A 24464-nucleotide genomic window follows, 5' to 3' on the forward strand; every position below is an offset into this window, starting at 1 on the left:
GGCCCGCCGCCAACCATCTCCCGTGCGGCGGCGGGCCGCAAGCGATGCGTCAGGACGCGGCGGGGATGCCGTTGGCCGGAGGCGTCGCGGGCTGCTGCGCGTACTCCTGAACGGGCCCGTCCTTCTCGTCCGTCTCATAGGTCGGGCCGAAGTAGGCGGCCTTGCCGCCGGTGATCTTCGTCAGGCGCATGCCACCGTAACCGGAGTGGTCGTCCTTCGAGTAGCGCAGCGGGGCCAGGCCCGGGCCGCCGGTGAACCCGTTCTTCTGCACCGCCTCGATGATGCCCTCGCGGGTCAGATCCTTGCCCGCGGCCTGCAGGGCCTGCACCAGCAGGTACGCCCCCGACATGCCGTAGACGATCAGGTTGTCGAACTCGGCGTTGCCGTTGTGCTCGGCGTTGACCTTCTTGAAGAGCTGAATCCAGGGGTTGCCGTCGTCGGTGTTCAGCGGCAGATAGTTGTCGGCGACGACGCCCTCGAGCAGGGCCGGCGCCGCGGCGCCCAGCGTCCTGGTCAGCGTGGTCGGGTCGGCGCCCACATTGGACACCACGAACTGCGGCTTGTAGCCGATCTTCGCCGCGGTGCCGAGCGAGAGGGCGGTGAAGCCCGGGATGGTGCCCAGCATGACGACCTCGCAGCCGGCCGCCTTGAACGCGCCGATCTGCGGGCCGACGTTCGGGTTGCTGGTCACGTAGGTCTGCTTGGCCGCCACCGGGGCGCCGAGGCCCTTCTCGAAACCGATCAGGCTGTCCCGGCCGAAGTCGTCGTCCTGACCGAGGAAGCAGGTCTTCTTCCCGGCCCACGTGGTCTTGACGTACGTGCCGAGGATCTTGCCCTCGACCGTGTAGTCCGGGTTGAACCCGAACGTGCCCGGATACTTCTGCGGCTGGTCCCAGCTGCGGCTGCCCGAGCTGACGAAGAGATCCGGCACCCGGTTGGTCTTGAGGAAGTCCAGCACGCCGGTGTGCGTCGGCGTGCCCAGGCCGTTGAAGATCGCGAAGACCTTGTCCTGGAGTACGAGCTCACGCACCACCTGCTGGGTGGTCGCCGGGTTGTACGTGTCGTCCATGACCTTGTAATTGATCTTCCGGCCGTGCACGCCGCCGTTCGCGTTCACGTAGTCGAAGTACGCCTTGCTGGCCGGCGCGATCTTCGAATAACCGGCCGCCGCCGGTCCAGTGAGCGGCATGTGCGTGCCGATCAGGATCTCCGTGTCGGTCACGCCGGGGGTGTTGCCCGACCCGCCTCCGCTGCTGCCACCGCCGTCGTCGCTCGTACAGGCCGCCGTCGTCAGGAGAAGGGCGACGACGGCCAGCTTCGCGATATGTCTCATGTCAGGCCTTTCGCTTCGGGAGGAGCTTCTTGGCGTTCGGGAGGAATTTCTTCAGGGAGGCGATCCCGCCGGGGAACGCGAGCATCACGACGATCAGGACCACCCCGAAGATGGCGAGGGGGAGGTTGCCCTCCAGGCGCTGCGCGACCGCGGCGGAGACGTCGAACGAGTCGGTCAGCGAATGAGTGGTGGCCGGCAGGACCACCAGCAGCACGGCGCCCCACAGCGCGCCGGCCAGGCTGCCCAGGCCACCGATGACGATCGCCATCAGCAGAAAGAGGGACAGGGTCAGGGGGAACGCGCCGGGACTGACACTCTGCGAGAGCACGGCGATCAGCGCGCCGCCCAGACCGGCGCAGGCCGCACTGACCACAAAGGCCATGACCTGGGTACGCGCGACATTGATGCCGGCCAGCCGTGCGGCGGCCTCGTCGTCACGCACCGCCGTGAGGTTGCGGCCGAACCGGCTGCGGACCAGGTTCGCCAGGAACAGCAGGGTGACCAGGGCGCCCGCCCAGGCCAGCCAGGCCTGCCAGCGCTCGTACGGGAAGTCGTAGCCCAGGGCCAGCGGCGGTGGGTCGACCGACACCGACAGTCCCTGGTCGCTGTTGAACGTGGTGTCGAACGTGCTGGCGATCGCCGGCACCACCACCGCGACGGCCAGGGTGAGCCCGGCCAGGTACGGCCCGCGCAACCGCGCCGCGGCCAGCCCGACCACCGCCCCCACGGCCGTGGTGACCACGATCGCGGCGAGCACCGCCACCAGCAGCGTCCACTGCCCCTGGCCGGCGAGCTTGTTCTGGGTCATCGCGAGCGTGTACGCCCCGACCGCCATCAGTGCGCCGTGCCCCAATGAGAGCTGGCCGTTCAGTCCGGTGAGGACGGTCAGTCCCGCTGTCACGCAGAGGTAGGCGCCGACCGTGGCGAGCTGATAGTTCCGGAACGGTGGCAGCGCATAGCTCAGCGCCAGAATGACGACCGCGCCGAGCAGCATGAGCGCGAGATGTCGATATAGAGAAAGTGCGTTCTTTCCTTTTTCGGTTGGCACTTTGGCGGGCGCGCGTTCCCTCAGGTCGGTCATGCCGCCCTCGCCTTCACCGAGCCGAACAGCCCGCCGGGTCTGCCGAGCAGGACCACGAGCAGGAGGACCAGCACCGCGATCGGCGCCACGGTCGCGCCGAGATAGCCGCTGACATAGGAGAGCAGCAGGCCGACGATCACACCGCCGACCACCGCGCCGATCGCGCTGTCCAGGCCGCCCACCACCGCGGCGGTGAACGCCGACACGAACACGATGTCCATGGCGTTCGGGTGCAGGCCCAGCTCGGTGGGGATGACCAGCATCCCGGCCAGCGACCCGACCGCCGCGGCCAGCGCCCAGCCGAGCGTCAGCATCCCGCCGACGTTCACACCGAGCAGCCGCGACACGTCCGGCGCGAACGCCGCCGCCCGCATCCGCAGCCCGACCGCGGTTCGCGTGAACAGCAGCACCAGCAACGCCACCACCGCGATCACCGCGGCGAACACCCACAGGTCGAACCGGGACAGCAGCGCGACACCGCCGACCACGAACGCGTCCCGGCTGAACGGTGCCCCGGCCGGCCGGAACTCGTTGCCGTAGATCATCCCCAGCACCGCCTGGATCACCAGGACCAGACCGAGCGCGACGACCACGCCGTTCAGCGGGGACGAATGGTCGACGAAGCGCATCACCACCCGTTCCACCCCGGCGCCCAGCAGCAGGCCGCCGACCAGCGCCACCGCGAAGCCCAGCCAGTACGAGCCGGTCGCGGTCGCCACCGAGTAGCCGGCGTACGCGGTCGCCACGGCCATCGCGCCCTGGGCGAAGTTGACGATCCGCGCCGCGCGCCAGATCAGCACCAGGGACAGCGCGAACGCGGCGTACACCGCGCCCCGGCTGAGCCCGTCGAAGGTGAGGAAGATGAAACGGTCCATGCGGCGGCCCTCTCAGAAACCCAGGTACGCGTGGCGGAGTTCGTCGTCGGTCCGCAGCGTCGCCGCGTCGTTGCGGGTGACGACGCGACCCAGCGACATCACGACGCCGATGTCCGCGATGGACAGTGCGCTGCGCACGTTCTGCTCGACCAGCAGGACGGTCATGCCGGTGCTGTTCCGCAGGTCGCGCAGCAGCGCCATGATCTGGGCGATGACCCGCGGCGCGAGGCCCAGCGACGGCTCGTCGAGCAGCATCAGGCGCGGGCGGCCGATCAGGGCCCGGCCCAGCGCGAGCATCTGCCGTTCGCCGCCGGAGAGCTGATGCCCGGGGTGGCGCTTGCGGCGGGCCAGCGGCTCGAACAGCTCGTAGACCTCGTCCAGCGCCTTGCGAGCGTCGGCCTTGTCGGAGCGCCACAGGCCGCCGAGCCGCAGGTTCTCGTCGACGGTCAGCTCGGTGACCACGCCGCGGCCCTCGGGCACGTGCGCGATGCCGCGGCGCACCATCTGCTCGACCTTGGTGGTGCGCAGGTCGGCGCCGTCCAGCCGGATCTCGCCCGAGGTGGGTTTGACCAGACCGCTGAGCGTACGCAGAAGGGTGGTCTTGCCCGCGCCGTTGGCGCCCATCACCGCGACGATCTGACCCTGCTCGATGCTCAGATCAATGTCATGGAGTACGGGCGCCGCGCCGTAACCCGCGGTCAGCCCTTTGACCTCCAGCAGCGCGGTCATGCTGTGCCCACCTCTCGCATGCCCTTCTGGCCCTCGCCTTTGAGGCCGTTGGCAGGTGTCGGGTGGTGCCGCTCGGTGCAGGCGGTCATGCTGTGCCCACCTTTCGCATGCCCTTCTGGCCCTCGCCTTTGAGGCCGTTGGCAGGTGTCGGGTGGTGCCGCTCGGTGCAGGCGGTCATGCTGCCGCCTCCCCGAGGTAGGCCTCGGTGACCGCCTCGTTGCTGCGGATCTCGGCCAGCGTGCCGAACGCGACCGGCTTGCCGAAGTCCAGCACGAGGATGTCGTCGCAGACCGCCATCACCAGGTCCATGTGGTGCTCGACCAGCAGCACCGAGCAACCCAGCTCGCGGATCAGCGCGCCGAGCTCGGTGATCTCCTCGGCGCCCAGCCCGCCGGCCGGCTCGTCGAGCAGCAGCAGCCGCGGCTCGGCGACCAAGGCTCGGGCCAGCGCCACCCGCTTGCGGACGGCGTAGGGGAGCCCGCCGGGCAGCACGTGGGCATACTCGTCGACGCCGCAGCGCCGCAGCGCCTCCATCGCGTCGTCGCGCAGCCGGCGCTCGTCCCGATCGGAGCGCGGCAGCCCGAACAGCGCGGAGACGAACCCGGTGCGCGCCGCGTGGTCGGTGCCGGCCAGCACGTTGTCGAGGACGGACATGCCGGCGAACTGCCCGACGCCCTGCAGGGTGCGGGCGATCCCGAGCCGGGTGAGCCGGTGCGGCCGGGGTCGCAGCGGCTTGCCGTCCAGCGTGATGCTGCCCGTGGTCGGCGGCACGAACCCGCACACGACGTTGAAGAGCGTGGTCTTTCCGGCGCCGTTGGGGCCGATCACCCCGACCGTACGGCCGGGCGGAACGCGCAACGACACGTCGTCGAGGGCCACCAGCCCGCCGAACCGCACGCCGATGTGGTGCAGGGCGAGGCCCTGGTTGTCGTCGTCGGGATCCTGCTCAGCCATCGACCCACCTCACCTGAAGAGGAGCGGTTCTGCGGGCACACAGAAGAGCGTCCACAGAGGAGGACGCTGGGTGGTAAACTTATTACACTGCGAGTGTAAGTTTCTCGATCCGCTTGTCAATGGTCTTGTTGCACGGATGTTTCCAACCGTGCTTGCCATTCTGCGCCATCCATCGACAGATGGCGATGTGTTGATCAAGCAACCCCGGCCGGACGGAACTGGACGCTCACGCGCGGGCCGACCGGTTTGGCCGTTTTCGGGATCGCGTGCTCCCAGGTGCGCTGGCAGGAGCCGCCCATCACGATCAGGTCGCCGTGGCCCTGCGGGAGGCGCAGCGTCTCGTGGCCACCCGCTCGCGGGCGCAGCATGAGATTGCGGGGCGACCCGAACGACACGATCGCGACCATGGTGTCGTCGGTCGCCGAGCGGCCCAGGGTGTCGCCGTGCCAGGCGACGCTGTCGCGGCCGTCGCGGTAGAGGCACATGCCGGCGGAGACGAACTCCTCGCCCAGCTCGTCGGCGTAGTAGGCGTTCAGTCGCTGTTTCGCCTCGGTCAGCGCCGGGTGCGGCAGGTCCTCGTGGCCGCCGAACCACCGCAGCAGCCGGGGCACGTCGACCACGTCGTCATACATCTGCCGGCGCTCGGCACGCCAGTCGACGTCGGCCAGCAGCGTCTCGAAGACGGCGTCGGAACCCCGCACCCAGCCGGGCAGCACATCGACCCAGGCGCCGGCGGTCAGGGTGTGCCGAACGAGACGGCCCGGCAGCGGCTCGATCGCCGCGGCCGGGCCGCTCATCAGGTCGAACATCGACGGCTGGTAGGCGGTCACGCCACCACTCTACGCCGCCCTCGTACGCGTGTGCTAATCCTTGTCGGGGGTCGGGTGGTGGTAGGTCACCCGGTCGCTCGGCAGCGGGAACTCGTGGTCGTCACCGAACGGCGACGGCCCGCCCTGCTTCTGCGACAGGATCTCGGCCACGTCCAGCTTGCCGTCGGGGCCGACGGCCGGCGGCTCCGGCTGACGGGCGCTGGAGAACGGAGTCGAGGTGCCCGACGCGACGCCGGTGACGCCCATCGTGTTGCTCGGCGCCATGTTCTCCCGCTCGTGGCGCGACGGGGTGGCCTTGTCCTGCTTCTCCAGCTCGTCCCGGCGGAAGATCTTGCGGCCCAGCCACACCAGCGGGTCGTACTTGTTGTCGACCACGCGCTCCTTCATCGGGATGATCGCGTTGTCGGTGATCTTGATGTGCTCGGGGCAGACCTCGGTGCAGCACTTGGTGATGTTGCAGTAGCCCAGGCCCTGGTGATCGCGGGAGTAGTTCTTCCGGTCCGTACGCGCGTCGAGCGGGTGCATGTCCAGCTCGGCGGCCCGGATGAAGAACCGAGGCCCGGCGAACGCCTCCTTGTTCTCCTCGTGGTCGCGGACCACGTGGCAGGTGTTCTGGCAGAGGAAGCACTCGATGCACTTGCGGAACTCCTGGGACCGCTCCACATCGACCTGCTGCATCCGGTACTCGCCCGGCGCGACACCCTCCGGCGGCGCGAAGGCCGGCGTCTCCCGGGCCTTCTCGTAGTTGTACGACACGTCGGTGACCAGGTCGCGGATGACCGGGAAGGTCCGCAGCGGCGTGATCGTGATCGTCTCGTCGTCGGTGAACGTGGACATCCGCGTCATGCAGCCCAGCTTGGGCATGCCGTTGATCTCCATCGAGCAGGACCCGCACTTGCCGGCCTTGCAGTTCCACCGGCACGCGAGGTCCGGGGTCTGCGTGGCCTGCAGCCGGTGGATGACGTCGAGGACCACCTCGCCCTCGTTCACCTCGACGTCGAAGTCCTGGATCTCGCCGCCGGACGAGTCGCCCCGCCAGACCTTGAAGTGGCGCTTGGTACCCATTACTTCGCCTCCCCAGACAGGGCGTCGATCGCCGTCAGCTCGTCGTCCGTCATGTACTTCGACAGCTCGGTCCGGTCGAACAGCTGGATGAGCTCGTCCCGCATCGTCGGGACCGGCTTGCGTTCCAGGTGCACGTCGCCGTCCGAGTCGAGCGAGCAGATCAGGTTGAGCAGCCGCCACTGCGGGTTCATCCCGGGGAAGTCCTCGCGGGTGTGACCGCCGCGCGACTCCTCACGCTCCAGCGCCGCCTTCGCGGTGCAGATCGAGACGACCAGCATGTTGCGCAGGTCGAGAGCCAGGTGCCAGCCCGGGTTGTACTTGCGGCCGCCGATCGCGCCCACGTTCGCCACCCGCAGTTCGAGCTCCTCGAGCCGCTTCAGCGCGTCGGTCAGCTCGCCCTCACGGCGGATGATGCCGACCAGGTCACCCATCACCACCTGCAGGTCCTGCTGCAACGTGTACGGGTTTTCCCCGCTCTGCCGGCTCAACGGCGCGAGCGCGACGTCGACCGCCTGCTCGACGTCCGCCGTCGCGACCTTCGGCCGTTTCGCCAGGGCGTCGGTGTACGCCGCCGCGTGCTCACCGGCCCGCTTGCCGAACACCAGCAGGTCGGAGAGCGAGTTGCCGCCGAGCCGGTTGGAGCCGTGCATGCCGCCGGACACCTCGCCGGCCGCGAACAGGCCCTCCACCTCGCCGAACGCCGCGCCCGAGTCGGGGTCGACCTCGACGCCGCCCATCACGTAGTGACAGGTCGGGCCGACCTCCATCGGCTCCTTGGTGATGTCGACGTCGGCCAGCTCCTTGAACTGGTGGTACATCGACGGGAGCCGGCGCTGGATCTCCTCGGCGGGCAGCCGGCTCGCGATGTCCAGGTAGACACCGCCGGCCTTCGAACCCCGGCCGGCCTTGACCTCGCTGTTGATCGCCCGCGCGACCTCGTCCCGGGGCAGCAGCTCGGGCGGGCGGCGGTTGTTGTCCGGGTCGGAGTACCAGCGGTCCGCCTCCTCCTCGGTCTCCGCGTACTGCTTGCGGAAGACGTCGGGGACGTACTCGAACATGAACCGCTTGCCCTCGGAGTTCTTGAGGACGCCGCCGTCGCCGCGGACCGACTCGGTGACCAGGATGCCCTTGACGGACACCGGCCAGACCATGCCGGTCGGGTGGAACTGCAGGAACTCCATGTTGATCAGCGTCGCCCCGGCCCGCAGCGCGAGCGCGTGGCCGTCGCCGGTGTACTCCCAGGAGTTCGAGGTGACCTTGTAGCTGCGGCCGACGCCGCCGGTCGCCAGGATCACCGCGGGCGCCTCGAGCAGGATGAACTCGCCGGACTCGCGGTAGTAGCCGAACGCCCCGGCGACCTTGTTGCCGTCCAGCAGCAGCTCGGTGATCGTGGTCTCGGAGAAGACCTTGATGCGTGCCTCGTAGCTGCCGAACTCCGCCTTGTCCTCCTGCTGCAGCGAGACGATCTTCTGCTGCAGGGTGCGGATCAGTTCCAGGCCGGTCCGGTCGCCGACGTGCGCGAGCCGGGGGTACTCGTGGCCGCCGAAGTTCCGCTGCGAGATCTTGCCGTCCTTCGTACGGTCGAACAGCGCCCCGTACGTCTCCAGCTCCCAGATCCGGTCCGGCGCTTCCTTGGCGTGCAGCTCGGCCATCCGGAAGTTGTTCAGGAACTTCCCGCCGCGCATGGTGTCCCGGAAGTGCACCATCCAGTTGTCGCGGCTGTTCACGTTGCCCATCGCGGCGGCCGCGCCGCCCTCGGCCATGACGGTGTGCGCCTTGCCGAACAGGGACTTGGAGATGATGGCCGTCTTCTTGCCGGCGAGCCGTGCCTCGATGGCCGCCCGCAGCCCGGCGCCGCCGGCGCCGATCACGACGACGTCGTAGTGGTGTCGTTCGATTCGCGTGGTCACGTCAGGTTCCTCTTAACCGACGAACCGCAGGTCGGAGATCCAGCCCGCGGAGACGGCCATGATGTAGAAGTCGGTCAGCGCGAGCGTGCCCAGGGTGATCCAGGCGAGCATCATGTGCCGGGCGTTCAGCTTGGACACGAACGTCCAGAACCGGTATCGCACCGGGTGCTTGGAGAAGTGCTTGAGCCGGCCACCGGCGATGTGCCGGCAGGAGTGGCAGGACAACGTGTACGCCCACAGCATCACCACGTTGCCGACCAGGATGATGTTGCCCAGCCCGAAGCCGAAGCCGCTCGGCGAGTGGAACGCGATGACCGCGTCCCAGGTGTTGATCAGCGAGATGATGCCCGCGGCGTAGAAGGCGTAACGGTGCAGGTTCTGCCCGAGCAGCGGGAACCTGGTCTCACCGGTGTACTTCTTGTGCCCGTCCGGCACCGCGCAGGCCGGCGGCGACAGCCAGAACGCCCGGTAGTAGGCCTTCCGGTAGTAGTAGCAGGTGAGCCGGAAGAGGAGCAGGAACGGCAGTGTGAAGGCGGCCTCGGGGATCAGCCAGAAACTCGGCAGCGGGGTGCCGAAGTGAGCCGCCTCGGGGATGCAGCGATCGGTGATGCACGGTGAGTAGAACGGCGTCAGGTAGTGAAAGTCCGCGACGTAATACCACTTGTGCATGAAGACGCGGACGGTCGCGTAGATGACCCACGCGCTCAGGCCCGCGAAGGTGATCAGCGGCGCGAACCACCACCGGTCGGTACGCAACGTCTTCGCCGCGATCGCGGCGCGCGCACGCACCGAGCCCGGCCTCGTTGCCGTCGTAGTCATTGCTTGTCTCCCTGACTTCGCCCGACGGCTGGTCGCGCTGGGGGCGCACAGGCCAGCACGGTTGTCGGGCGTCCGCGTTGTGTGGCACACGTTACGCCGAGGTTCCGGAGTGCACCTCCTAAGGTCAGCCTCGGTTCGTCACATTCCCGCAAACCCCCGCGCACGCGGCCGCCGCAGGCGGGTTGGTGTCGCCTGCCCCAACCCCGCGCCCGCGATTGCCGCCGACGACTTGCGGCCCAAAAAGTGCTAGGCGAAGCCGAGGTGCTTTTTGGGCCGCAAGTCGTCGGTTACAAGGCAATCGCCCGGAGGAGCGAAGCGACGACCAGCAACTCAGCTCACCCGCTCGCGTTGCCGGTGAGGTTCCAGCTGCGCAGGTGCAGGGCGGGCGCGCTGATGCGGTGCCCCGCCCAGCGGTCCGGGATCGGGACCGCCTCGGCGCCGACGCCCAGCACGTCGCCCGGTCCGAGCGCCTGCGGATAGTTCTGGGTGAACCGCATGTTGCTCACCGCCGCGACCACCTCGCCGTCCTCCACCAGCCACACCCCGTTACGGGTCAGACCGGTCATCACCAGGCTCTTCTGGTCCAGCACCCGGGTGTACCAGAAGTCGGTGATCAGCAGACCCCGGCGCATCCCCGCCACCAGCGGCCGTGCCGTCGGCGCGGTGGGGCCGGCGGATTCCGGGGCGCTCGCGACGCCCGGCCCGGGCAGCAACGCCGGCTGATGGGCGACCGGCCCCCAGACGAACGCGATCGCCGACGAGTGGCCGGTCGTCACCGCACCCGCCTCCGCGGCCGACCGCCGGTCGTGCGTCACCGCCGCCGTGATGCCCGCGTCCACCATCGTCAGCGGTCGCAGCGGCGTGCCCTCCAGGTCGAACGGCAGCAGGCCGACCGGGTCGTCGACGATCGTGACCGCCGGGTCGAACTGCGCCTCGCCCAGCCGCGCGAACGACTCGCCGCGTGCGTGCGCCTTCCCGTTGAACCCGTACGCGGACAGGACGTTCAGCACGTCGGAGACCGCGTCCGGCTCCAGCACCACCTCGTAGCGCCCCGGCGGCAGCTCGATCGCCGCGCCCGCGGCCCGGGCCTTCGCCGCCGCGCGGGCGCCCAGCTCGGCGCCGTCCAGCGCGGCAAGCCGTTCGCCGGCCAGCCGGGCCACCCCGTCCACGCCGGCGTCCCGGGCGATGCCGTCCATGTCGGCGCCGGCCGAGCGGCCCGACACCGCCTGCCCGGCCGAGTTCGCGAACGCCCCCGAACGGTAGAAGGTGCGGCAGTACCCGGCCGTCTCCAAGCCGCCGGCCGCGTCCACGAACGCGCGCACCCGCGCCGCCCGCTCGTCCGGGCTCGCACCCGCGGTCGCCTGGTCGAAGTCGTCGTCGGCGGCGGCGAGTGGCATCGGCGGCGTCAGACCCGCCCAGGCCTCATCGACCGGTGTCAGCCGGGCGGCCGCGACGGTCCGGTCCACCAGCGACTCCAGGCCGGCGGCGTCGGTCACGGTGGTCGAGCCGGTCGCCGTACGCCCGTCCACGTGCAGCCGCAGCCGCACGGTCGTGGTCGCGTCGGCCACGTTCTGGTGGATCGCCGAGTTCGCGAACCGGGTCAGCGCCTCGGCCGAGTGGTGCACCATCGCCTCCGCCTCGGCGCCCGCCCCCGCCTTGGCCCGGACGAGATCCAGGACCCGGCTCGCGGTGTTGAGCTCGGTCATCCCCGCACCCCCACGCGTACGTTGGTGAACCGCGCCGGAGCAGCCGGGTGACCGGTGTGCCCGACCTGCCCGGGCTGGCCCTTGCCGCAGTTGGGCGTACCCCAGGAAACGGTCTCCGAAGAGAGCATGTCCATCGACTGCCAGAACCGGGGCCCGATCCCGGTGTAGGTCGGATTGCGCAGCATCCGGCCCCGCTTGCCGTTCTTGATCTCCCAGCCGATCTCGCAGCCGAACTGGAAGTTGAGCCGCCGGTCGTCGATCGACCAGGAGCGGTTGATGTCCATGAACACCCCGTCGTCGGTGGCCGCGATGATCTCGTCGAGCGTGTGCGGCCCGGGCTCCAGGCCCACATTGGTCATCCGCACCATCGGCAGCCGCGACCAGCCGTCCGAGCGGACACTGCCGGCGTAGTCCAGCCCGGCCATCGCCGCCGAGTCGCGCCCGGCCAGCACGCCGACCCAGCGCCCGTCGCGCACCGCGTCCCGCTTCGCCGCCGGGGTGCCCTCGTCGTCGTACCCGAAGCTGCCCAGCGCGCCCGGGATGGTCGGGTCGATGGTGATGTTCATCAGCTCGGAGCCGTACCGCAGCGTGCCCAGCTGGTCCAGGTCCAGCCAGGAGGTGCCCGCGAAGGCCGCCTCCCAGCCGAGGATCCGGTCCAGCTCGATCGCGTGGCCGACCGACTCGTGGATCTGCAGCGCCATCTGCTCGCCACCGAGCACCAGCGTCGTCTCGCCCGCCGGGCAGAGCGGCGCGGTCAGCAGCGCGCGGGCCTCCTCGGCCATCCGCGGCGCGTTCTCCACCAGCGCCAGCTCGTCGACCAGTTCCCAGCCACTGGTGCCGTACTGCCCGCGGTGCGACGGCCAGGACCGGCGCTGGATCTCGCCGTCGCCGAACGCGCTGGCCGTCACGCCCGCGCCGCACTCGCGCAGGTGCTGGTCGATGCGGTGCCCGTCGCTGGAGGCGAACCACTTGCGCGTGTCCCACACCTGATAGATGCCCTCGGCCATGTCCGCGCCGGCGTCCTTGGCCACCCGGGTCGCCTCGACCAGCAGGTCACCCTTGGTCGACAGCGGCACCGACAGCGGGTCGACCTCGCACGGGCTGGCCCAGCTCGCCTCCCCGGCGCCGGTGGGCACCAGGTCGATCGGCGGCCCCGGCACCCGCGAGCTCGCCGTGGCGATCTGCGTGGCGCGCCGCCCGGCCGCCCGGGCCGCCGAGTCGGTCAGGTCGGGCACGGCATAAAAACCCCAACCCGATCCGACCAGCGCGCGTACGCCCAGGCCGGCGCTCTCGTCGGAGGTCAGCGCCTCCACGTCGCCGTCGCGCGCGGTCATCGACTCGGTGCGGCGGATCATCACCCTCGCGTCGGCATATCGCGCTCCGGCGTCGAGGGCGGCTTGAACCGCCGCGCACGCCGCGTCGAACTCAGTCATATCGCCGACCCTATGCGTTTCCCCGGCGCGAGGATCATGGGGCGTCGGAGAAGTGTTCGATCAACTCGCCTCGATGTCCAGGTGGAGAGGCCGATCTGATGCCGTATCGCTTGATCACCGGAGATCCGGACCCCGCGGAGGTCCGCCGGCTGACCTTCGTGCCGTTCCTCCCGGACGGACGCTGCGTCCTGCTGCCCGGACCGGCCCTCCCGGCCGGCGTCGTCCGGGACGGCGAGCACTACCTGCTGGACGCGAGCCTGCGCCTCCCGGACCTCGGATTCCGCGCCCAGCGGGTGCACCCGTTCGCGAGGGACGGCGACCACCTCTACGTCTGGCTGGACGGCGACCGCGTGGACGATCGTCCCGGCGTGCTGGTCGTCGACGCCGACGAGGCGGCGGCCGAGTTGCCGGTCGTCCGCGACGCCCTCACCTCCTTCCGTACGCAGACGGACGCGAGCTACTACGCCGACAACGTGCGCCTGCTCGAACCCGCCTACCTCCGTGGCACCACCCCGCAGGCGGGTTCCGGCTTCGGCGGTGACGCGGCGCGCTGGCGCTCCCGGCGCGGGATGATCGTGGACGGCGTGCACCGCGACGGCACCTTCCTCGACGTGGGCTGCGCGAACGGCCTGCTCATGGAGTCGGTGCGGGAGTGGGCGGCCGAGCGGGGCATCACCCTCGAGCCGTACGGGATCGACCTCGCGCCGGGCCTGGTCGAGCTGGCCCGGCGCCGCTTGCCGCAGTGGGCCGACCGCATCGAGGAGGGCAACGCCATCGACTGGGCGCCGGCCGACGGGCGGCGCTTCACCTTCGTCCACGTGCTGCTCGATGCCGTGCCGCGAGCCCGCCGGGCCGACCTGATCCGGCACGGCCTGACCCTCGTCGAGCCGGGCGGGCGCCTGCTGGTCAGCCACTACGCCCTGACCCCCGAGCCCGCGGGCGAGGTGCTGCGCGCGCTCGGCTTCGAACCGGCCGGCTTCTCGGGCTCGACCACGGCGTGGCTCAACGTCTGAGATGACATTCGCGACCGCCGGCACCGGCCTGAAGCCGCGACGCAGGGTGATCAGCGCCCTGCAGGCCGCCGAGCGTTTCAGCGCGGGCGTACGCGGCCCGTTCGTGTGCCTGAGAAGTCCCCACCAAAAGGCAAGTCATAAAAATGGAAGTTGTACTTTTATGACGCGTATCAATGTCGCCTGAAAGGGTGAACGTTCCGAGAAGTGGGCATACTGTTCGTGCTCGAAGCGCGAAGGGGAGTCAATGCCTGCTCGTAAGAACCTACCGACGGTCGGACGCCGCCGGCTGGCGATGGAATTGCTGCAGCTCCGCGGCACTATTACCCGGGAGCAGGTGTCGGCTCACACGGGCATCAGCACCGGCGCCCTCTTCAAGATTGAGAAGGCGCAGACCCGCCCGCAGCGACGCACCCTCCTGCAGCTCCTCGACTTTTACCAGGTCGAGGACCAGCGTCGACGGCAGGATCTTCTCGACCTGCTGCGCCGATCCGACGAGACGCACTGGCTGCAGCGCTTCGAGGACAACCTGCCTCGCAGTCTCCAGCACCTGATCAGCTTCGAGGCCGACGCAGTGCAGATCTCCGTGTATGAGGGAAGCTTCGTACCAGGGCTTTTGCAGACGCAAGCCTACGCGGAAGCCCTTTCGCGGGCCCTTCTGCCGGGAGCGACCGAAAGTGACATCGATGATCGCGTCGAGGTGCGGCTGCGTCGGCAGGCGGTGCTTGCCGCGGTCCCGGCGCCGAAGTTGTGGGCGGTCCTGGATGAGGCGGTGGTCCGGCGGGTTGTCGGTGACCCGGCAGTTCATCGAGATCAACTTCGTCGACTGCTGCAAGCCTCCCGATCGCCCAATATCATTTTGCAAATAATCCCGTTCGACGCGGGGGCGCATACCGGAATGCCCGGCCAATTCACTATCATGGATTACGTCGAGCCCGACCCGCCAATGGTCTACGCGGAAAGTGCAGCTGGCGGCCTGTTCATGGAAGCCGAACGGGACGTCGTCCGCTATCGGGAGAATTTCCGACAGCTCACCGCGCAGGCCGGCAGCGTCGAGCAGACGACGCGAATGATCGAGGATGCGGCGAAAGCCGCCTAGGGGAGGAGTGCGCGATGGAAATCGCCAACGCGAAGTGGATCAAGAGCACCCGGAGCGGGCTCGAGAACTGTGTCGAGGTGGCGTTCCTGACTGAGGGTGAGGTCGCCGTCCGGGACTCGAAGAACCCGGCCGGGGCCGCCCTGCGGTTCACGCCGGCCGAGTGGGACGCCTTCATCGGCGGCGCCAAGGACGGCGAGTTCGACAAGTAGGTAACCCTCGCTGCGCCGGCCCGCCGTGCTCGTGGCCACCCCGATCGGGGGTGTCCGTCGGCGGGTCGGTCGCAGCGTTGCGCGAGTGCGGCACGCCGCCGGGACCGACCAGTACCTCCCGCTCCATCAAGGTGAGTTGACCCCCTGATGTGATGGCGTTCGCCGAGCGGAGAGTTCGTTCCTGACAGCGGTGGTTCGGCCGGTGGCCTCCGAGGCAAGGGCCGCCAGGAACCGATCCAGCAGTTTCCCCAGTTCCTCGACGTGTGCCTCGGTCACGGGCAGGTCGAGGTGGTGCTCGATGACGTCGGCGATGGCCTCGGTCATTGTCGTGACGACTGCCATGGGGCATCGCTCCTAGGTGGTTGCCGGCGCGGATCGTCGCGCCGAGTCGGTTATCCATCCGAAGAACCGGTCGTGGAGATCGTCACCCGCCGCCAGGCCGTCGGCGATCGCGTCGGCGAGGTGGAGACCCACGTATATCGAGAGGTAGAGCCGGTTGCCGCCGGTTTCCGCATGGAGTGATCGCCTCTGGGCCTCGCAAGGCCAGGGCAGGTCGCAGTCCTGACATTGCCAGCCCGGCCGGGACGGCCGGTGGCATAGATCCATCGGAATCCCCCATCGATACCGTTGCCTGTCATCTGTGTTTGTAGATGTTCATTCCGTAAGGTGATGGGGTCAATCTTCCGGAACACTTATCTTGGGATTGATCTTCACGAATGGGTGAAAAGTCAGATGACGTTACATACCGAGCCCTGTCACCTTCCGATCTGTAAGGTGCGAAAAGCCGATGTGGAAGGGAGGCGGCCCACGTGACAGGCGTGGCCGTAGCCTCGACGGTCCCTCGGCGCATCCTCGGCATTGCGCTACGGCGGTTCCGCACGAGAGCGGGTAAGACGATGCGAGAGGCCGCCGACGTCATCGGTCAGTCCGAGCAGTCGGTACGCCGCATCGAGCAAGGCACAGTGTCAACACCCACCGGCAAGGTGGCCAATCTCTGCGAGCTGTACGCAGTGCCTGCGCAGACTCGCCAGGCGCTGCTGGGCTTGGCCAAGGAGACCAAGAGCACAGCCGCCTGCTGGTGGCACTCCTATGCCGACGTGGTGCCTGCCTGGTTCGAGCTGTACGTGGCCCTGGAGGCCACCGCCTGCCGGCTGAGGTGCTTCGACCCGTTGCTGGTCAACGGCCTACTGCAGGGCGACGCCTACATGGCGGAGGCAATCCGGGCGATCGAGCCCGAGTTGTCCGAGGAGGATGTTGACGCCCGAGCCGAGCTGCGCCGTTCCCGGCAGCGGTTGCTGGCGAGGTTCCCCGATCCTCTGCGGCTGGAAGTCATCATCGCCGAAGCCGTCCTCCTGGCTGAGCTGCCCGAAGGGGTGATGCGCGCTCAGCTATGGCACCTGCTGCAGGCGAGCGAGCTCCCGCATGTGCAAGTTCGGGTACTTCCTTTGTCGGCCGGACTTCACCAGGCGGCGGTGGCCGGTCCGTTCACGATGCTGGACTTCCCCGCGGAGGACGGAGGTGTCGCGGCGAGCACGGTCTACGGCGAAAGCTTGACCGGGGCGATCTACCTGGATGCTTCCTCGGAGATCGCCGCTTATGACGGAGTCTGGGCGGCGCTGGCGGCCGCCTCACTCAGCAAGACCGAATCCATCGAGCTGATATCCCGAAGAATGAAGGAGTTGAATGATCGTGAGTCAGGACCTGACCGGGGCTGAGTGGCGCACGTCGTCACGGTCCGGTGGCAGTGGCCAGTGCGTCGAGGTCGCCACCAACCTGAGCGGCATTGTTGCTGTTCGGCACAGCAAGCGGCCCGACGCCGAAGTGATCATCTACACCGAAGCCGAGTGGGCAGCCTTCATCGGCGGTGCCAAGGACGGAGAGTTCGACCAGTAGGTAAACCCTTCACCTGCCCGGCCCCGCCTCCTGCAAAACGGTCCGGTGGTAGCAGCGGGCGCGAGTGGTAGGACCAGGCACGCAGTGGTGGGACAGCGCGGCATCCGACCCCGAAATACCGCCCTGAACCACCACTGTCCGCACGCGTGGTAGCTCAGAGCAGTGGATAGCGCCCGGCCCTACCACCGGCCGCGGAGATCGGCAGGCCGCCTCGGTCGTGGCGGGCCGTCAACGCCGGAGATGCCGCTCTGAGCTACCACCGGGCGGGCTCGGCCGGCGCATCCCTCGGCCGGCGTCGAGCGCTACCCGGCCAGGATCTGCTCGAGCTGCATGACCGAGCGTTCTTGATAGGCCCCGCCGACCAGGTAGTGGCCGCGCAGCGCGTTGCTGTCCTGCTCGACCAGCAGGTACCAGGGGATGCCCGCCTCGGCGTAGCCGTGCATCTTGAGGGTGTGGTCGAGCGTCGTGCTGACCGGCGAGACCACCTCGACGACCAGGTGCACGTCGGCGGCGTCGACCACCGGGTCGTCGATGTCGATCGGGCCGGTGACCACGATGTCGGGGATGACGAAACGCTGCTCGCCGAGGCGGACCGTGACGCCGACCAGGACGTTGAGGTCGCGCCGGCCGACTCGCAGGGCGCCGGCCAGGGCCTCGATGATCAGCTGGTGCCGGGGGCTCGGGCCGGGCCGGAGCACCACGTTGCCGTCCCACACCTCGTTCATCGCAGCTGCTCCCGGACGAAGGTCAGCTCCGCTTCCAGATCCGAGGAGTCGGTGATCAGCAGGGCGGGGTGCGGCAGCTCGGCGGTGAGCGCGTGGTGGGCGTACATCTCGGGGGCGTCGGTGGCACGGCCCAGGTAACGCTCCGCGAGCGGGGCGGGCAGGTCGTGCCAGTCGGTGACCGGATCGCGGGCCACGCCGCAGCGGACCTCGTCGCCGCGGCGGACCACGGCCAGGCCGGCCAGCCAGCCGCCGAGGCCTGCGCCGTGCGCGGCCACCCGGCCGATGTCCAGGTCGGGGTGCTTGCCGGTGAGGTCGCGGAGCGCGTCGAGGACGTCGGCCAGCGTGACGTCGGCCAGCCGGCGATGCACCGCCTTCTCGAAGCTGGGCGCCAATCCGGGCGTACCCCGGGGATCGACACTGACCACCGCGAAGCCGGAACCGGCCCACCAGGCCCGCTCCTGCCACCCGGCCGGGTCCTGGGTGACCTGCTGGTGGCCGGGGCCGTCGCCGAAGGTGAGCAGCACCGGCAGACGCGTCCCGCCGACGTGGTCGGGCGGGTAGAGGACCGAGGCGGGCAGCCGACGATCGGTGACCCGTTCCAGGATGGGGCGCGGGGAGTATGGCAGCGGCTCGGCGGACGACCGCAGGCGGTGCACCACGCGGTTGTCGCGCCGCACCTCCTCCCCGATGACCAGGACGTCGCCGCCGACCGCCGCCGGTCGCGCGACGGCCACCCGCTCGGCCGAGGCGCCACCGCCGCCGAGCGAACCGCGTACCCGGAAGATGTCGCTGGTCGCCGGGTCGCCCTCGGTGGCCTCGACGACGAGCTCGGCGCCGGGCAGCACCCCGATCACCCGGCGGACGTAGAGGCCGGGCGGGGTCAGCAGGCTGCCGTCCGCGAACAGGCAGCGCGCGTCGAAGCCGTCGTGCGCCAGCTCGCCACCGACCAGAACCCGGCCGTCCGGCAGGTGCCGCGGCGTGCCCGCGACGGGCTCCACCCAGCGCGCGTCGGCGAGCTCGGCGTGCACCTGCGTCTCACCGGTGCGCGGGTCCACCGACAGCACCAGCCCGTGCTGCTGGAGCCGGCGCAGCACGGTGATCAGCGGGTTCCCGCCGTCGCCCCAGTGCACGTCCACCAGGTAGGGGTAGGTCTCCCGGTCCCAGTGCACATCCACCCAGCCGCCGTCCAGGTCCAGCAGGTGCAAGGAGATCGACCCGGCGGTACGCGAGGCGAGCACCTGAGCGCCGTCCGGCGACCACCACCAGCCCCGCCGCCGCCCGAACTCCAGCCCGGCCGGGTCGGTGACGCCCCACCGGACGCCGCCCGGGTCTCGCCACGAGCTGTCCCCGGGCTCCCCGGCCAGCAGCTCGTCGCTGCCGTCCGGGCCGGCGATCCGCAGGCAGCCGTCCGGCGTGGTGTAGCCGATGCTCGCCCCGGCCGGGTCCGGATGCGGGTCGATCGCGGGCGCCTCGGTGTGCATCGCGGTCACGTCGCCGGTGCGCAGGTCGGCCCGGAAGAGCCGGCCGTCGATCGCGTACGCGGCGACGGTGGCGTCCCGGTCGACGCCGTACCGCTCCACCGGACCGGGCGCCACCTGCTGCTCCACGCCCGCGGTGACGCTCAGCACCCAGAGTGAGGCGGCCGCCTCGAACCGCCCGGCCGAACGCAGGAACACCACGCGCGCGCCGTCACCGCCGACCATCACGTCGTGTGGCGCGCCGTGCCGGAAGCCGCCGGTGCGCCGCGCGAGATCGGGAAAGTCCACGGAGACCAGCATCCCTGATCAAGGCCCCTCCGCGCCTGTCGTTGGTATGAGTTGCCCGTAGAGTTGCCCGGGTGATTGAGGAAGACCCCCGGAGCCTGCTGCTGGTGCACGCGCACCCCGACGACGAGGTGACCGGAACCGGCGCCACGATGGCCCACTACGCGGCGGAGGGCGCGCGCGTCACCCTGGTCACGTGCACCCTCGGTGAGGAAGGCGAGATCCACGTTCCGGCGCTGGCGCAGCTGGAGGCCAGGCAGGCCGACCAGCTCGGCGGCTGGCGGATCGCCGAGCTCGAGCGGGCGTGTGCCGCGCTGGGCGTGACGGACCACCGGTTCCTCGGCGGTGCGGGTCGCTACCGCGACTCCGGGATGATGGGTCTGGAGACCAACAACCACCCGCGGTGCTTCTGGCAGGCGGATCTCGACGAGGCCGCGGGGCTCCTTCTGGAGACCATTCGTGAGGTACGCCCGCAGGTCATGATCACGTATGACGAGAACGGCTTCTACGGCCACCCGGACCACATCATGTCCCACCGGGTGGCGATGCGGGCGGCGGAGCTGGCCGGCCCCGACGCCCCCAGCAAGATCTACTTCACCGCGATGCCGCGCAGCGTGCTGATCGGTGGCATGGAGGCGTTCCGCGGGCTGGACGACAACCCGTTCGCCGACGTGGAGAAGGTCGAGGACCTGCCGTTCGGGCATCCGGACGAGGAGATCGCCGCCCGGATCGACGGCACCGACCAGTACGAGAGGAAGGTCGCCGCGATGCGCGCGCACGCCACCCAGATCCCGGACAACTCCTGGCTGTACGGCATCGCCGGGGACTTCGGCGGCGAGTTCATGGGTGTCGAGTACTTCACCCTGGCCAAGGGCGAGCGAGGCGAGGTGGGCGGGCCTCACTCGTGGGAGAGTGACCTGTTCAGCGGCTTGTTCGCCGGGGACCGTCGATGACGGTGTCCACGTCGCCGTCGCTGGTGCAGTCGTCCGAGGAGCCGCCGCCTCCACCGGCCGACAGCGCCCTGATCCGGGCGGCCGGGCTGGTCGTCACGATCGTGGCGACCATGGTCACCGCCGTCGTCGAGCTGTACCTGACGCCGCTGCGGATCGCCGGGGTGCCGATCGGCGCCTCGGTGATCTTCGCGGTGGCGGTGAACTGGGCGCTCGCCTGGTTCGTCCTGCACACCAGCCGGCGGCCGTGGGCGGTCGGCGTGCCCTGGGTGCTGTGGACCGTGATCATGCTGTTCGCGGCCGGTGCCCGCACGACCGAGGGGGACTACCTGCTCGGCGGCGACGACTGGATCGCGCTGGTCATGATCCTGGTGGGCAGCCTGTCGTTCGCTGTCTTCGCGTACCGGATGATTCTCGGAAAAATCCGGCTGTGAACCTGTCCAGGTTTGTTGTCACGGGCAACTGATCACCGGCAGAATTGCTCGACTTTCTCACCTTCCCCCCAAGGGTGTGCCGTGACGACCGTTGAGCAGCAGGAACCCACCACCGAGGCGATCGGTGGGCCGGAACCACGCCGGAAGACGTGGATCATCGTGGCCGCCTCCACCGCGGGCGTGCTGGTGGCCGCCGGCGCCGCGGTCGTGCTGTGGACCACCCACGGCGACGTGCCACGCGGCACCAGGGTGCTCGGCGTCGACCTCGGTGCGAAATCGCTGGCCGAGGCCACCCGGGCGCTGACCGGCGCGTTCGGCGACCGCACCGGCGAACCGGTCGACGTGGCGCTGGACGGCAAGACGGTGCAGGTCAAACCCGAGGCGATCGGGATGACACTGGACGTCGACGCCACCGTCGCGGCGGCGGCAGCGGGCGGGCGCCGGCTGTGGGGCACCTGGGAGGTCGCCCCGGTCGTCCGGCTCGACCAGGCGCTGCTCGACAAGGCTCTGCGGGCCGAGGTCGACCCGAAACGGATCACGCTGAAACGGCCCGGCATCGCGTACGCCGGCCTCACCCCGAAACCCACCTACCCGGCGCCGGGCCGCACGCTGGACCCGGCAGCCGCCGCGACCGCCGTGCGCGGCGCCTGGCTGACCGGGCGCCCGGCCACCGTCGAGCTCACCGAGCTGCCGCCGGCCACCACCAAGGAACAGGTCGACGAGCTGGTGCGGACGCTCGCCGCCCCGGCCGTGGCCGCGCCCGTGACGGTCAACGCGGACGGCAAGTCGTTCACGCTGAAACCGGCCGCGATCGCCAAGGGCCTGGTGTTCACCGCCGACGACGCCGGCCGGCTGAGCGCCGCCGTCGACGGCAGGAAGCTGCACGCCGCGGCCGCCGCCGACTTCGCCAAGGTCGAGGTGGCCGCCGAGAACGCCACGGTCACCCTGGCCGGCGGCAAGCCGAAGGTCGTCGCGAGCACACCCGGCAGGGCGATCGATCTGACCAAGCTCGCCCCCGCGCTACTCGACGTGCTGCCCTCCGCCGGCCCGCGCACGGTCGAGGCGTCACTGGTCACCAAGGAGGCGGCGGTCGGCGACGACCGGGTGGTGAAACTCGGCATCAAGGAGCGGGTGTCCACGTTCACCACCAACTTCACCGGCGGACGCGGCTCACCGCGCAGCCAGAACATCATCACCATCGCCAAGGACGTGGACGGCGCGATGGTCCTGCCCGGCGAGACGTTCTCCCTGAACAAGCACACCGGCGAGCGCACCTACTCCAACGGCTACAAGGACGCGCCGGTGATCGTCGGCGGCAAGCTCGAGCCCGGCGTCGGCGGTGGCGCGTCGCAGTTCACCACGACGCTGTTCAACGCCGCCTACTACGCCGGGCTGGAGGACGTCGAGCACAAGCCGCACTCGTTCTACTTCTCCCGCTATCCGAGCGTCATCGAGTCGACGATCTTCTACCCGACGCTCGATCTCAAGTTCAAGAACATCACGCCGTACGGGATCCTGATCGACACCGCGACCACCGGCAGCTCGGTGACCGTGTCGATGTGGAGCACGAAGCACTTCGACAGCGTCAAGACCGAGCGGAGCCCGCGCCGCAACTTCACGTCGCCGCCGACCATCCAGCGCGAGGCCGGGCCGAGGTGCATCGCCACCGGCGGGCTCCCGGGCTTCACCCAGGACGCTTGGCGCGTCATCCGCAAGGATGGCAAGGAGATCCAGCGGGAGAAGTTCACTTGGAAGTACGATCCCGAGCCACGGTTCGTGTGCGGCGGGGACAACGACGAGTAGTGACGGGGAGGGCGCGGTGAAACGACGGTGGACGACGATCGCGTTGGTGGCGGTCGGGCTGTTCGCGATCAATGTGGTCGCACGGTTGATCATCCGGCTGGGCTTCGACGGTAACGATCAGGCGGAGGGCAACGTCTCCTTGATCATGTTCGGCGTGATCGGCCTGGCCCTCGCGGTGATCACGTTCATCCGGTCACAGCGGCACCGGCCGGCCGAGTGGCTCCCCGACCTGGCCGCGGCGGCCGCCCTCGGGATGCTGCTCACGATCCTGATCGGCCCGTTCGTCAGCGGCGACACCCCGTTCGGCGGCGGCGCGGGCAACTTCTTCTCCCAGGTGTGGCTCTACGGCGGCTTCGCCATCGTGGGCACGCTGCTCGGTTACTGGATCGCGACGGCGCTGGGCCGGGACTACCGGTCACGCTCCTTGAGCGCGTACGCCCAGTCCCGCGCGACCAAGCCCCGCCGGGTTGTCCGCCGCTAGCGATCGTTCACGGGTGGCGGTCTGATCGGCCGTCCTTTCTGGTGTGTGGCGGTGCCGCCGTCCTTCGGGTGCGAGGCGTTGTTGCCGGCGTCTCCGCTGGGTGTGGGGTCGGGCCGGGTCTGCCAGGCGCCCGGGTGCCCGCTCATCGTCGCTGCCGCAGCTCGCGGTGGTAGCCGGGCACGCATTAGTGGTAGCCGGGCACGGCAGTGGTAGCTGAAGGCGCCATCTGCGGTGTTGACGGCCGGCCTGGTCTTTGTGTGCCGCCCGCACCGGGCGGCCGGTGGTAGGACCGGGCGCTATCCACTCAGCTTTCGCCGCTCTGAGCTACCACGCGCGCGGACCGTGGTGGCTCAGGGCGGCATTTCGGCCCGGATACCGCCCTGACCCACCACTGCGCGCATGTCCTACCACCCGAGCCCGCTCCTACCACCGACCGCGCCCGGCCACGGCCGCGAGCGGCGGCAGCAACAGTGAGCAGGCACCCGGGCGCCTGGCAGACCCAAGCGAACCCAAGGCCCGTAGAGGGTCAGGAGAGGGTTAGAGCTTCTTGACGTATCGCCGGCACGGCACCGGGATCGTCGTGTCGCCGTGCCGTGCGGCGTACTGGAACGCGCCCTCGTCGTGCCAGCCGAGGCGCTCGTAGAACCGGCGAGCCCGCGCGTTGCCCTCGACGACGGCCAGCCAGGCGGACGCGTGCCCGTTGCCGGCGACCTGCCGCTCCGCCTCGGCGAGCAGCACCGCCGCCACGCCGCTGCCCCGATGGCCGGCGTCGACGAAGACCTGCTCCACCTCGTCGTCGGCGACCATGATGAACCCGGCCACCACCCCGTCGACCTCGGCGACTGTGGTGTCCGTGATCCGTTGCGCGGCACGGTCCAGGAACGACGCGTGCGTCCGTACGGCGACCAGCTCTTCCGGCACGTGCCCGAGATGCCCGTCGCGCCACGCCGAGGCCCAGATCGTCCCGACCGCATCGGCGTCCGTGTCTCGCGCGGCGCGCAACTCGACCATGCGCGTCACCCTACCGACAGGGCACGTATTAGCCGGCCCGGGAAACCGTGAACCTGTCCAGGACTTCGCCCGCCGGAACGGCTGATTTCACCGGCAGCCGATTCGTTGTGGCAGCCGTTCTCTCATATTCGTCGCTTAACCGATTACTCGGCACGATGGCGATCACCTCGACCTTCATCGGCGGCCGGCTCGTCGGGCTAGGTCCCTCCGGGGACGTCCGTCGCGGTGGCCGCCGGCGACGTCGCGAGGCTCGGAGGGCCGTGAAGGCGCCGTTGTGATCCAGCACGACGACCATCGCGGAAAGCACTCCGGCGAGGGTGCCGATCACCGTTGCGGCGGTCACGATCCGCG

General features: G+C 69.7%; 24 protein-coding genes. 9 read left to right on the forward strand and 15 right to left on the reverse strand.

Features of this window, described 5'->3' with window-relative positions; translation table 11 throughout:
- Positions 1 to 49: 49 nt before the first annotated feature.
- From QSK31_RS14725 to QSK31_RS14775, 11 genes are all read right to left on the reverse strand, one after another.
- Complete coding sequence (locus QSK31_RS14725) at positions 50 to 1333, reverse strand: ABC transporter substrate-binding protein (protein WP_285684328.1); 1284 nt, start codon at positions 1331 to 1333, stop codon at positions 50 to 52.
- Between the two features lies 1 nt (position 1334).
- Complete coding sequence (locus QSK31_RS14730) at positions 1335 to 2327, reverse strand: branched-chain amino acid ABC transporter permease (RefSeq protein ID WP_502872958.1); 993 nt, start codon at positions 2325 to 2327, stop codon at positions 1335 to 1337.
- Positions 2328 to 2410: 83 nt separating this feature from the next.
- Positions 2411 to 3289, reverse strand: a complete 879-nt coding sequence (locus QSK31_RS14735) for a branched-chain amino acid ABC transporter permease (RefSeq protein WP_285684330.1) — start codon at positions 3287 to 3289, stop codon at positions 2411 to 2413.
- Positions 3290 to 3301: 12 nt separating this feature from the next.
- On the reverse strand, positions 3302 to 4018 hold the full coding sequence (locus tag QSK31_RS14740) for an ABC transporter ATP-binding protein (RefSeq protein WP_285684331.1): 717 nt from the start codon (positions 4016 to 4018) through the stop codon (positions 3302 to 3304).
- Positions 4019 to 4192: 174 nt separating this feature from the next.
- Complete coding sequence (locus tag QSK31_RS14745) at positions 4193 to 4972, reverse strand: ABC transporter ATP-binding protein (RefSeq protein ID WP_285684333.1); 780 nt, start codon at positions 4970 to 4972, stop codon at positions 4193 to 4195.
- A gap of 194 nt (positions 4973 to 5166) precedes the next feature.
- The gene (locus tag QSK31_RS14750; RefSeq protein WP_285684481.1) at positions 5167 to 5781 is read right to left on the reverse strand and encodes an alpha-ketoglutarate-dependent dioxygenase AlkB; all 615 of its coding nucleotides are present in this window, start codon (positions 5779 to 5781) and stop codon (positions 5167 to 5169) included.
- 54 nt (positions 5782 to 5835) lie between these two features.
- Positions 5836 to 6867 carry a succinate dehydrogenase/fumarate reductase iron-sulfur subunit gene (locus tag QSK31_RS14755; protein ID WP_285684335.1) on the reverse strand — a complete coding sequence of 344 codons (1032 nt, stop codon included), beginning with the start codon at positions 6865 to 6867 and terminating at the stop codon, positions 5836 to 5838.
- On the reverse strand, positions 6867 to 8777 hold the full coding sequence (locus QSK31_RS14760; RefSeq protein WP_285684336.1) for a fumarate reductase/succinate dehydrogenase flavoprotein subunit: 1911 nt from the start codon (positions 8775 to 8777) through the stop codon (positions 6867 to 6869). Before QSK31_RS14760 ends, QSK31_RS14755 begins: the two co-directional genes overlap by 1 nt.
- A 12-nt stretch (positions 8778 to 8789) precedes the next feature.
- Positions 8790 to 9596 carry a succinate dehydrogenase subunit SdhC gene (sdhC, locus tag QSK31_RS14765; protein WP_285684337.1) on the reverse strand — a complete coding sequence of 269 codons (807 nt, stop codon included), beginning with the start codon at positions 9594 to 9596 and terminating at the stop codon, positions 8790 to 8792.
- Between the two features lie 335 nt (positions 9597 to 9931).
- Positions 9932 to 11302 carry a TldD/PmbA family protein gene (locus QSK31_RS14770; RefSeq protein WP_285684338.1) on the reverse strand — a complete coding sequence of 457 codons (1371 nt, stop codon included), beginning with the start codon at positions 11300 to 11302 and terminating at the stop codon, positions 9932 to 9934.
- Positions 11299 to 12735 (reverse strand): TldD/PmbA family protein, encoded by a 1437-nt coding sequence (locus QSK31_RS14775; protein WP_285684339.1) that lies wholly within the window; start codon positions 12733 to 12735, stop codon positions 11299 to 11301. Before QSK31_RS14775 ends, QSK31_RS14770 begins: the two co-directional genes overlap by 4 nt.
- Positions 12736 to 12833: 98 nt before the next feature.
- Here QSK31_RS14775 and QSK31_RS14780 point away from each other — a divergent pair, with 98 nt between their 5' ends.
- The 3 genes from QSK31_RS14780 (at position 12834) to QSK31_RS14790 (ending at position 15053) form a co-directional block, all read left to right on the forward strand.
- Positions 12834 to 13748, forward strand: a complete 915-nt coding sequence (locus QSK31_RS14780) for a class I SAM-dependent methyltransferase (protein WP_285684341.1) — start codon at positions 12834 to 12836, stop codon at positions 13746 to 13748.
- A gap of 244 nt (positions 13749 to 13992) precedes the next feature.
- Positions 13993 to 14844, forward strand: a complete 852-nt coding sequence (locus QSK31_RS14785) for a helix-turn-helix domain-containing protein (protein WP_285684342.1) — start codon at positions 13993 to 13995, stop codon at positions 14842 to 14844.
- Between the two features lie 14 nt (positions 14845 to 14858).
- Positions 14859 to 15053: a DUF397 domain-containing protein gene (locus QSK31_RS14790; RefSeq protein WP_285684343.1), complete on the forward strand. Its 195-nt coding sequence runs from the start codon at positions 14859 to 14861 to the stop codon at positions 15051 to 15053.
- Positions 15054 to 15179: 126 nt separating this feature from the next.
- On the opposite strand, the gene QSK31_RS14795 is transcribed toward QSK31_RS14790, so the two are convergent.
- Positions 15180 to 15395: a hypothetical protein gene (locus tag QSK31_RS14795; protein ID WP_285684345.1), complete on the reverse strand. Its 216-nt coding sequence runs from the start codon at positions 15393 to 15395 to the stop codon at positions 15180 to 15182.
- Between the two features lie 476 nt (positions 15396 to 15871).
- On the opposite strand from QSK31_RS14795, the gene QSK31_RS14800 reads away from it, so the two are divergent.
- Both QSK31_RS14800 and QSK31_RS14805 read left to right on the forward strand, forming a co-directional pair.
- The gene (locus tag QSK31_RS14800; RefSeq protein ID WP_285684483.1) at positions 15872 to 16768 is read left to right on the forward strand and encodes a helix-turn-helix domain-containing protein; all 897 of its coding nucleotides are present in this window, start codon (positions 15872 to 15874) and stop codon (positions 16766 to 16768) included.
- Positions 16737 to 16946, forward strand: a complete 210-nt coding sequence (locus QSK31_RS14805) for a DUF397 domain-containing protein (RefSeq protein ID WP_285684347.1) — start codon at positions 16737 to 16739, stop codon at positions 16944 to 16946. Before QSK31_RS14800 ends, QSK31_RS14805 begins: the two co-directional genes overlap by 32 nt.
- A 302-nt stretch (positions 16947 to 17248) precedes the next feature.
- Here the strand turns inward: QSK31_RS14805 and QSK31_RS14810 are convergent, their stop codons facing one another.
- Together QSK31_RS14810 and QSK31_RS14815 are read right to left on the reverse strand one after the other, a co-directional pair.
- Positions 17249 to 17671, reverse strand: coding sequence for a Uma2 family endonuclease (locus tag QSK31_RS14810; RefSeq protein ID WP_285684348.1), 423 nt, complete (start codon positions 17669 to 17671; stop codon positions 17249 to 17251).
- The gene (locus QSK31_RS14815; RefSeq protein WP_502872961.1) at positions 17668 to 19374 is read right to left on the reverse strand and encodes a prolyl oligopeptidase family serine peptidase; all 1707 of its coding nucleotides are present in this window, start codon (positions 19372 to 19374) and stop codon (positions 17668 to 17670) included. Before QSK31_RS14815 ends, QSK31_RS14810 begins: the two co-directional genes overlap by 4 nt.
- Before the next feature lie 134 nt (positions 19375 to 19508).
- Between QSK31_RS14815 and mshB the strand changes: the two genes are divergently transcribed.
- From mshB to QSK31_RS14835, 4 genes are all read left to right on the forward strand, one after another.
- Positions 19509 to 20387, forward strand: a complete 879-nt coding sequence (gene mshB, locus QSK31_RS14820; RefSeq protein WP_285684352.1) for an N-acetyl-1-D-myo-inositol-2-amino-2-deoxy-alpha-D-glucopyranoside deacetylase — start codon at positions 19509 to 19511, stop codon at positions 20385 to 20387.
- Positions 20384 to 20818 (forward strand): hypothetical protein, encoded by a 435-nt coding sequence (locus tag QSK31_RS14825; protein WP_285684354.1) that lies wholly within the window; start codon positions 20384 to 20386, stop codon positions 20816 to 20818. Before mshB ends, QSK31_RS14825 begins: the two co-directional genes overlap by 4 nt.
- An 81-nt stretch (positions 20819 to 20899) precedes the next feature.
- Positions 20900 to 22621, forward strand: coding sequence for a VanW family protein (locus QSK31_RS14830; protein ID WP_285684356.1), 1722 nt, complete (start codon positions 20900 to 20902; stop codon positions 22619 to 22621).
- A gap of 16 nt (positions 22622 to 22637) precedes the next feature.
- Positions 22638 to 23102, forward strand: a complete 465-nt coding sequence (locus tag QSK31_RS14835) for a hypothetical protein (RefSeq protein WP_285684357.1) — start codon at positions 22638 to 22640, stop codon at positions 23100 to 23102.
- 537 nt (positions 23103 to 23639) lie between these two features.
- Here QSK31_RS14835 and QSK31_RS14840 read toward each other — a convergent pair.
- Positions 23640 to 24113, reverse strand: a complete 474-nt coding sequence (locus QSK31_RS14840; protein ID WP_285684358.1) for a GNAT family N-acetyltransferase — start codon at positions 24111 to 24113, stop codon at positions 23640 to 23642.
- Positions 24114 to 24464 lie beyond the last annotated feature (351 nt).

Origin of the sequence: Actinoplanes sp. NBRC 103695 (assembly GCF_030269485.1) — a bacterium.
Taxonomy (GTDB): Bacteria; Actinomycetota; Actinomycetes; order Mycobacteriales; family Micromonosporaceae; genus Actinoplanes.

Coding starts and splice junctions, on each gene's coding strand:
- QSK31_RS14725 (WP_285684328.1), bottom strand. CDS start 1,333: ATGAGACATATCGCGAAGCTGGCCGTCGTCGCCCTTCTCCTGACGACG.
- QSK31_RS14785 (WP_285684342.1), top strand. CDS start 13,993: ATGCCTGCTCGTAAGAACCTACCGACGGTCGGACGCCGCCGGCTGGCG.
- QSK31_RS14750 (WP_285684481.1), bottom strand. CDS start 5,781: ATGTTCGACCTGATGAGCGGCCCGGCCGCGGCGATCGAGCCGCTGCCG.
- QSK31_RS14810 (WP_285684348.1), bottom strand. CDS start 17,671: ATGAACGAGGTGTGGGACGGCAACGTGGTGCTCCGGCCCGGCCCGAGC.
- sdhC (WP_285684337.1), bottom strand. CDS start 9,596: ATGACTACGACGGCAACGAGGCCGGGCTCGGTGCGTGCGCGCGCCGCG.
- QSK31_RS14770 (WP_285684338.1), bottom strand. CDS start 11,302: ATGACCGAGCTCAACACCGCGAGCCGGGTCCTGGATCTCGTCCGGGCC.
- QSK31_RS14775 (WP_285684339.1), bottom strand. CDS start 12,735: ATGACTGAGTTCGACGCGGCGTGCGCGGCGGTTCAAGCCGCCCTCGAC.
- QSK31_RS14805 (WP_285684347.1), top strand. CDS start 16,737: ATGATCGTGAGTCAGGACCTGACCGGGGCTGAGTGGCGCACGTCGTCA.
- QSK31_RS14815 (WP_502872961.1), bottom strand. CDS start 19,374: ATGGTCGGCGGTGACGGCGCGCGCGTGGTGTTCCTGCGTTCGGCCGGG.
- QSK31_RS14730 (WP_502872958.1), bottom strand. CDS start 2,327: ATGCTGCTCGGCGCGGTCGTCATTCTGGCGCTGAGCTATGCGCTGCCA.
- QSK31_RS14745 (WP_285684333.1), bottom strand. CDS start 4,972: ATGGCTGAGCAGGATCCCGACGACGACAACCAGGGCCTCGCCCTGCAC.
- QSK31_RS14740 (WP_285684331.1), bottom strand. CDS start 4,018: ATGACCGCGCTGCTGGAGGTCAAAGGGCTGACCGCGGGTTACGGCGCG.
- QSK31_RS14795 (WP_285684345.1), bottom strand. CDS start 15,395: ATGGCAGTCGTCACGACAATGACCGAGGCCATCGCCGACGTCATCGAG.
- QSK31_RS14790 (WP_285684343.1), top strand. CDS start 14,859: ATGGAAATCGCCAACGCGAAGTGGATCAAGAGCACCCGGAGCGGGCTC.
- QSK31_RS14840 (WP_285684358.1), bottom strand. CDS start 24,113: ATGGTCGAGTTGCGCGCCGCGCGAGACACGGACGCCGATGCGGTCGGG.
- QSK31_RS14735 (WP_285684330.1), bottom strand. CDS start 3,289: ATGGACCGTTTCATCTTCCTCACCTTCGACGGGCTCAGCCGGGGCGCG.
- QSK31_RS14780 (WP_285684341.1), top strand. CDS start 12,834: ATGCCGTATCGCTTGATCACCGGAGATCCGGACCCCGCGGAGGTCCGC.
- QSK31_RS14825 (WP_285684354.1), top strand. CDS start 20,384: ATGACGGTGTCCACGTCGCCGTCGCTGGTGCAGTCGTCCGAGGAGCCG.
- QSK31_RS14755 (WP_285684335.1), bottom strand. CDS start 6,867: ATGGGTACCAAGCGCCACTTCAAGGTCTGGCGGGGCGACTCGTCCGGC.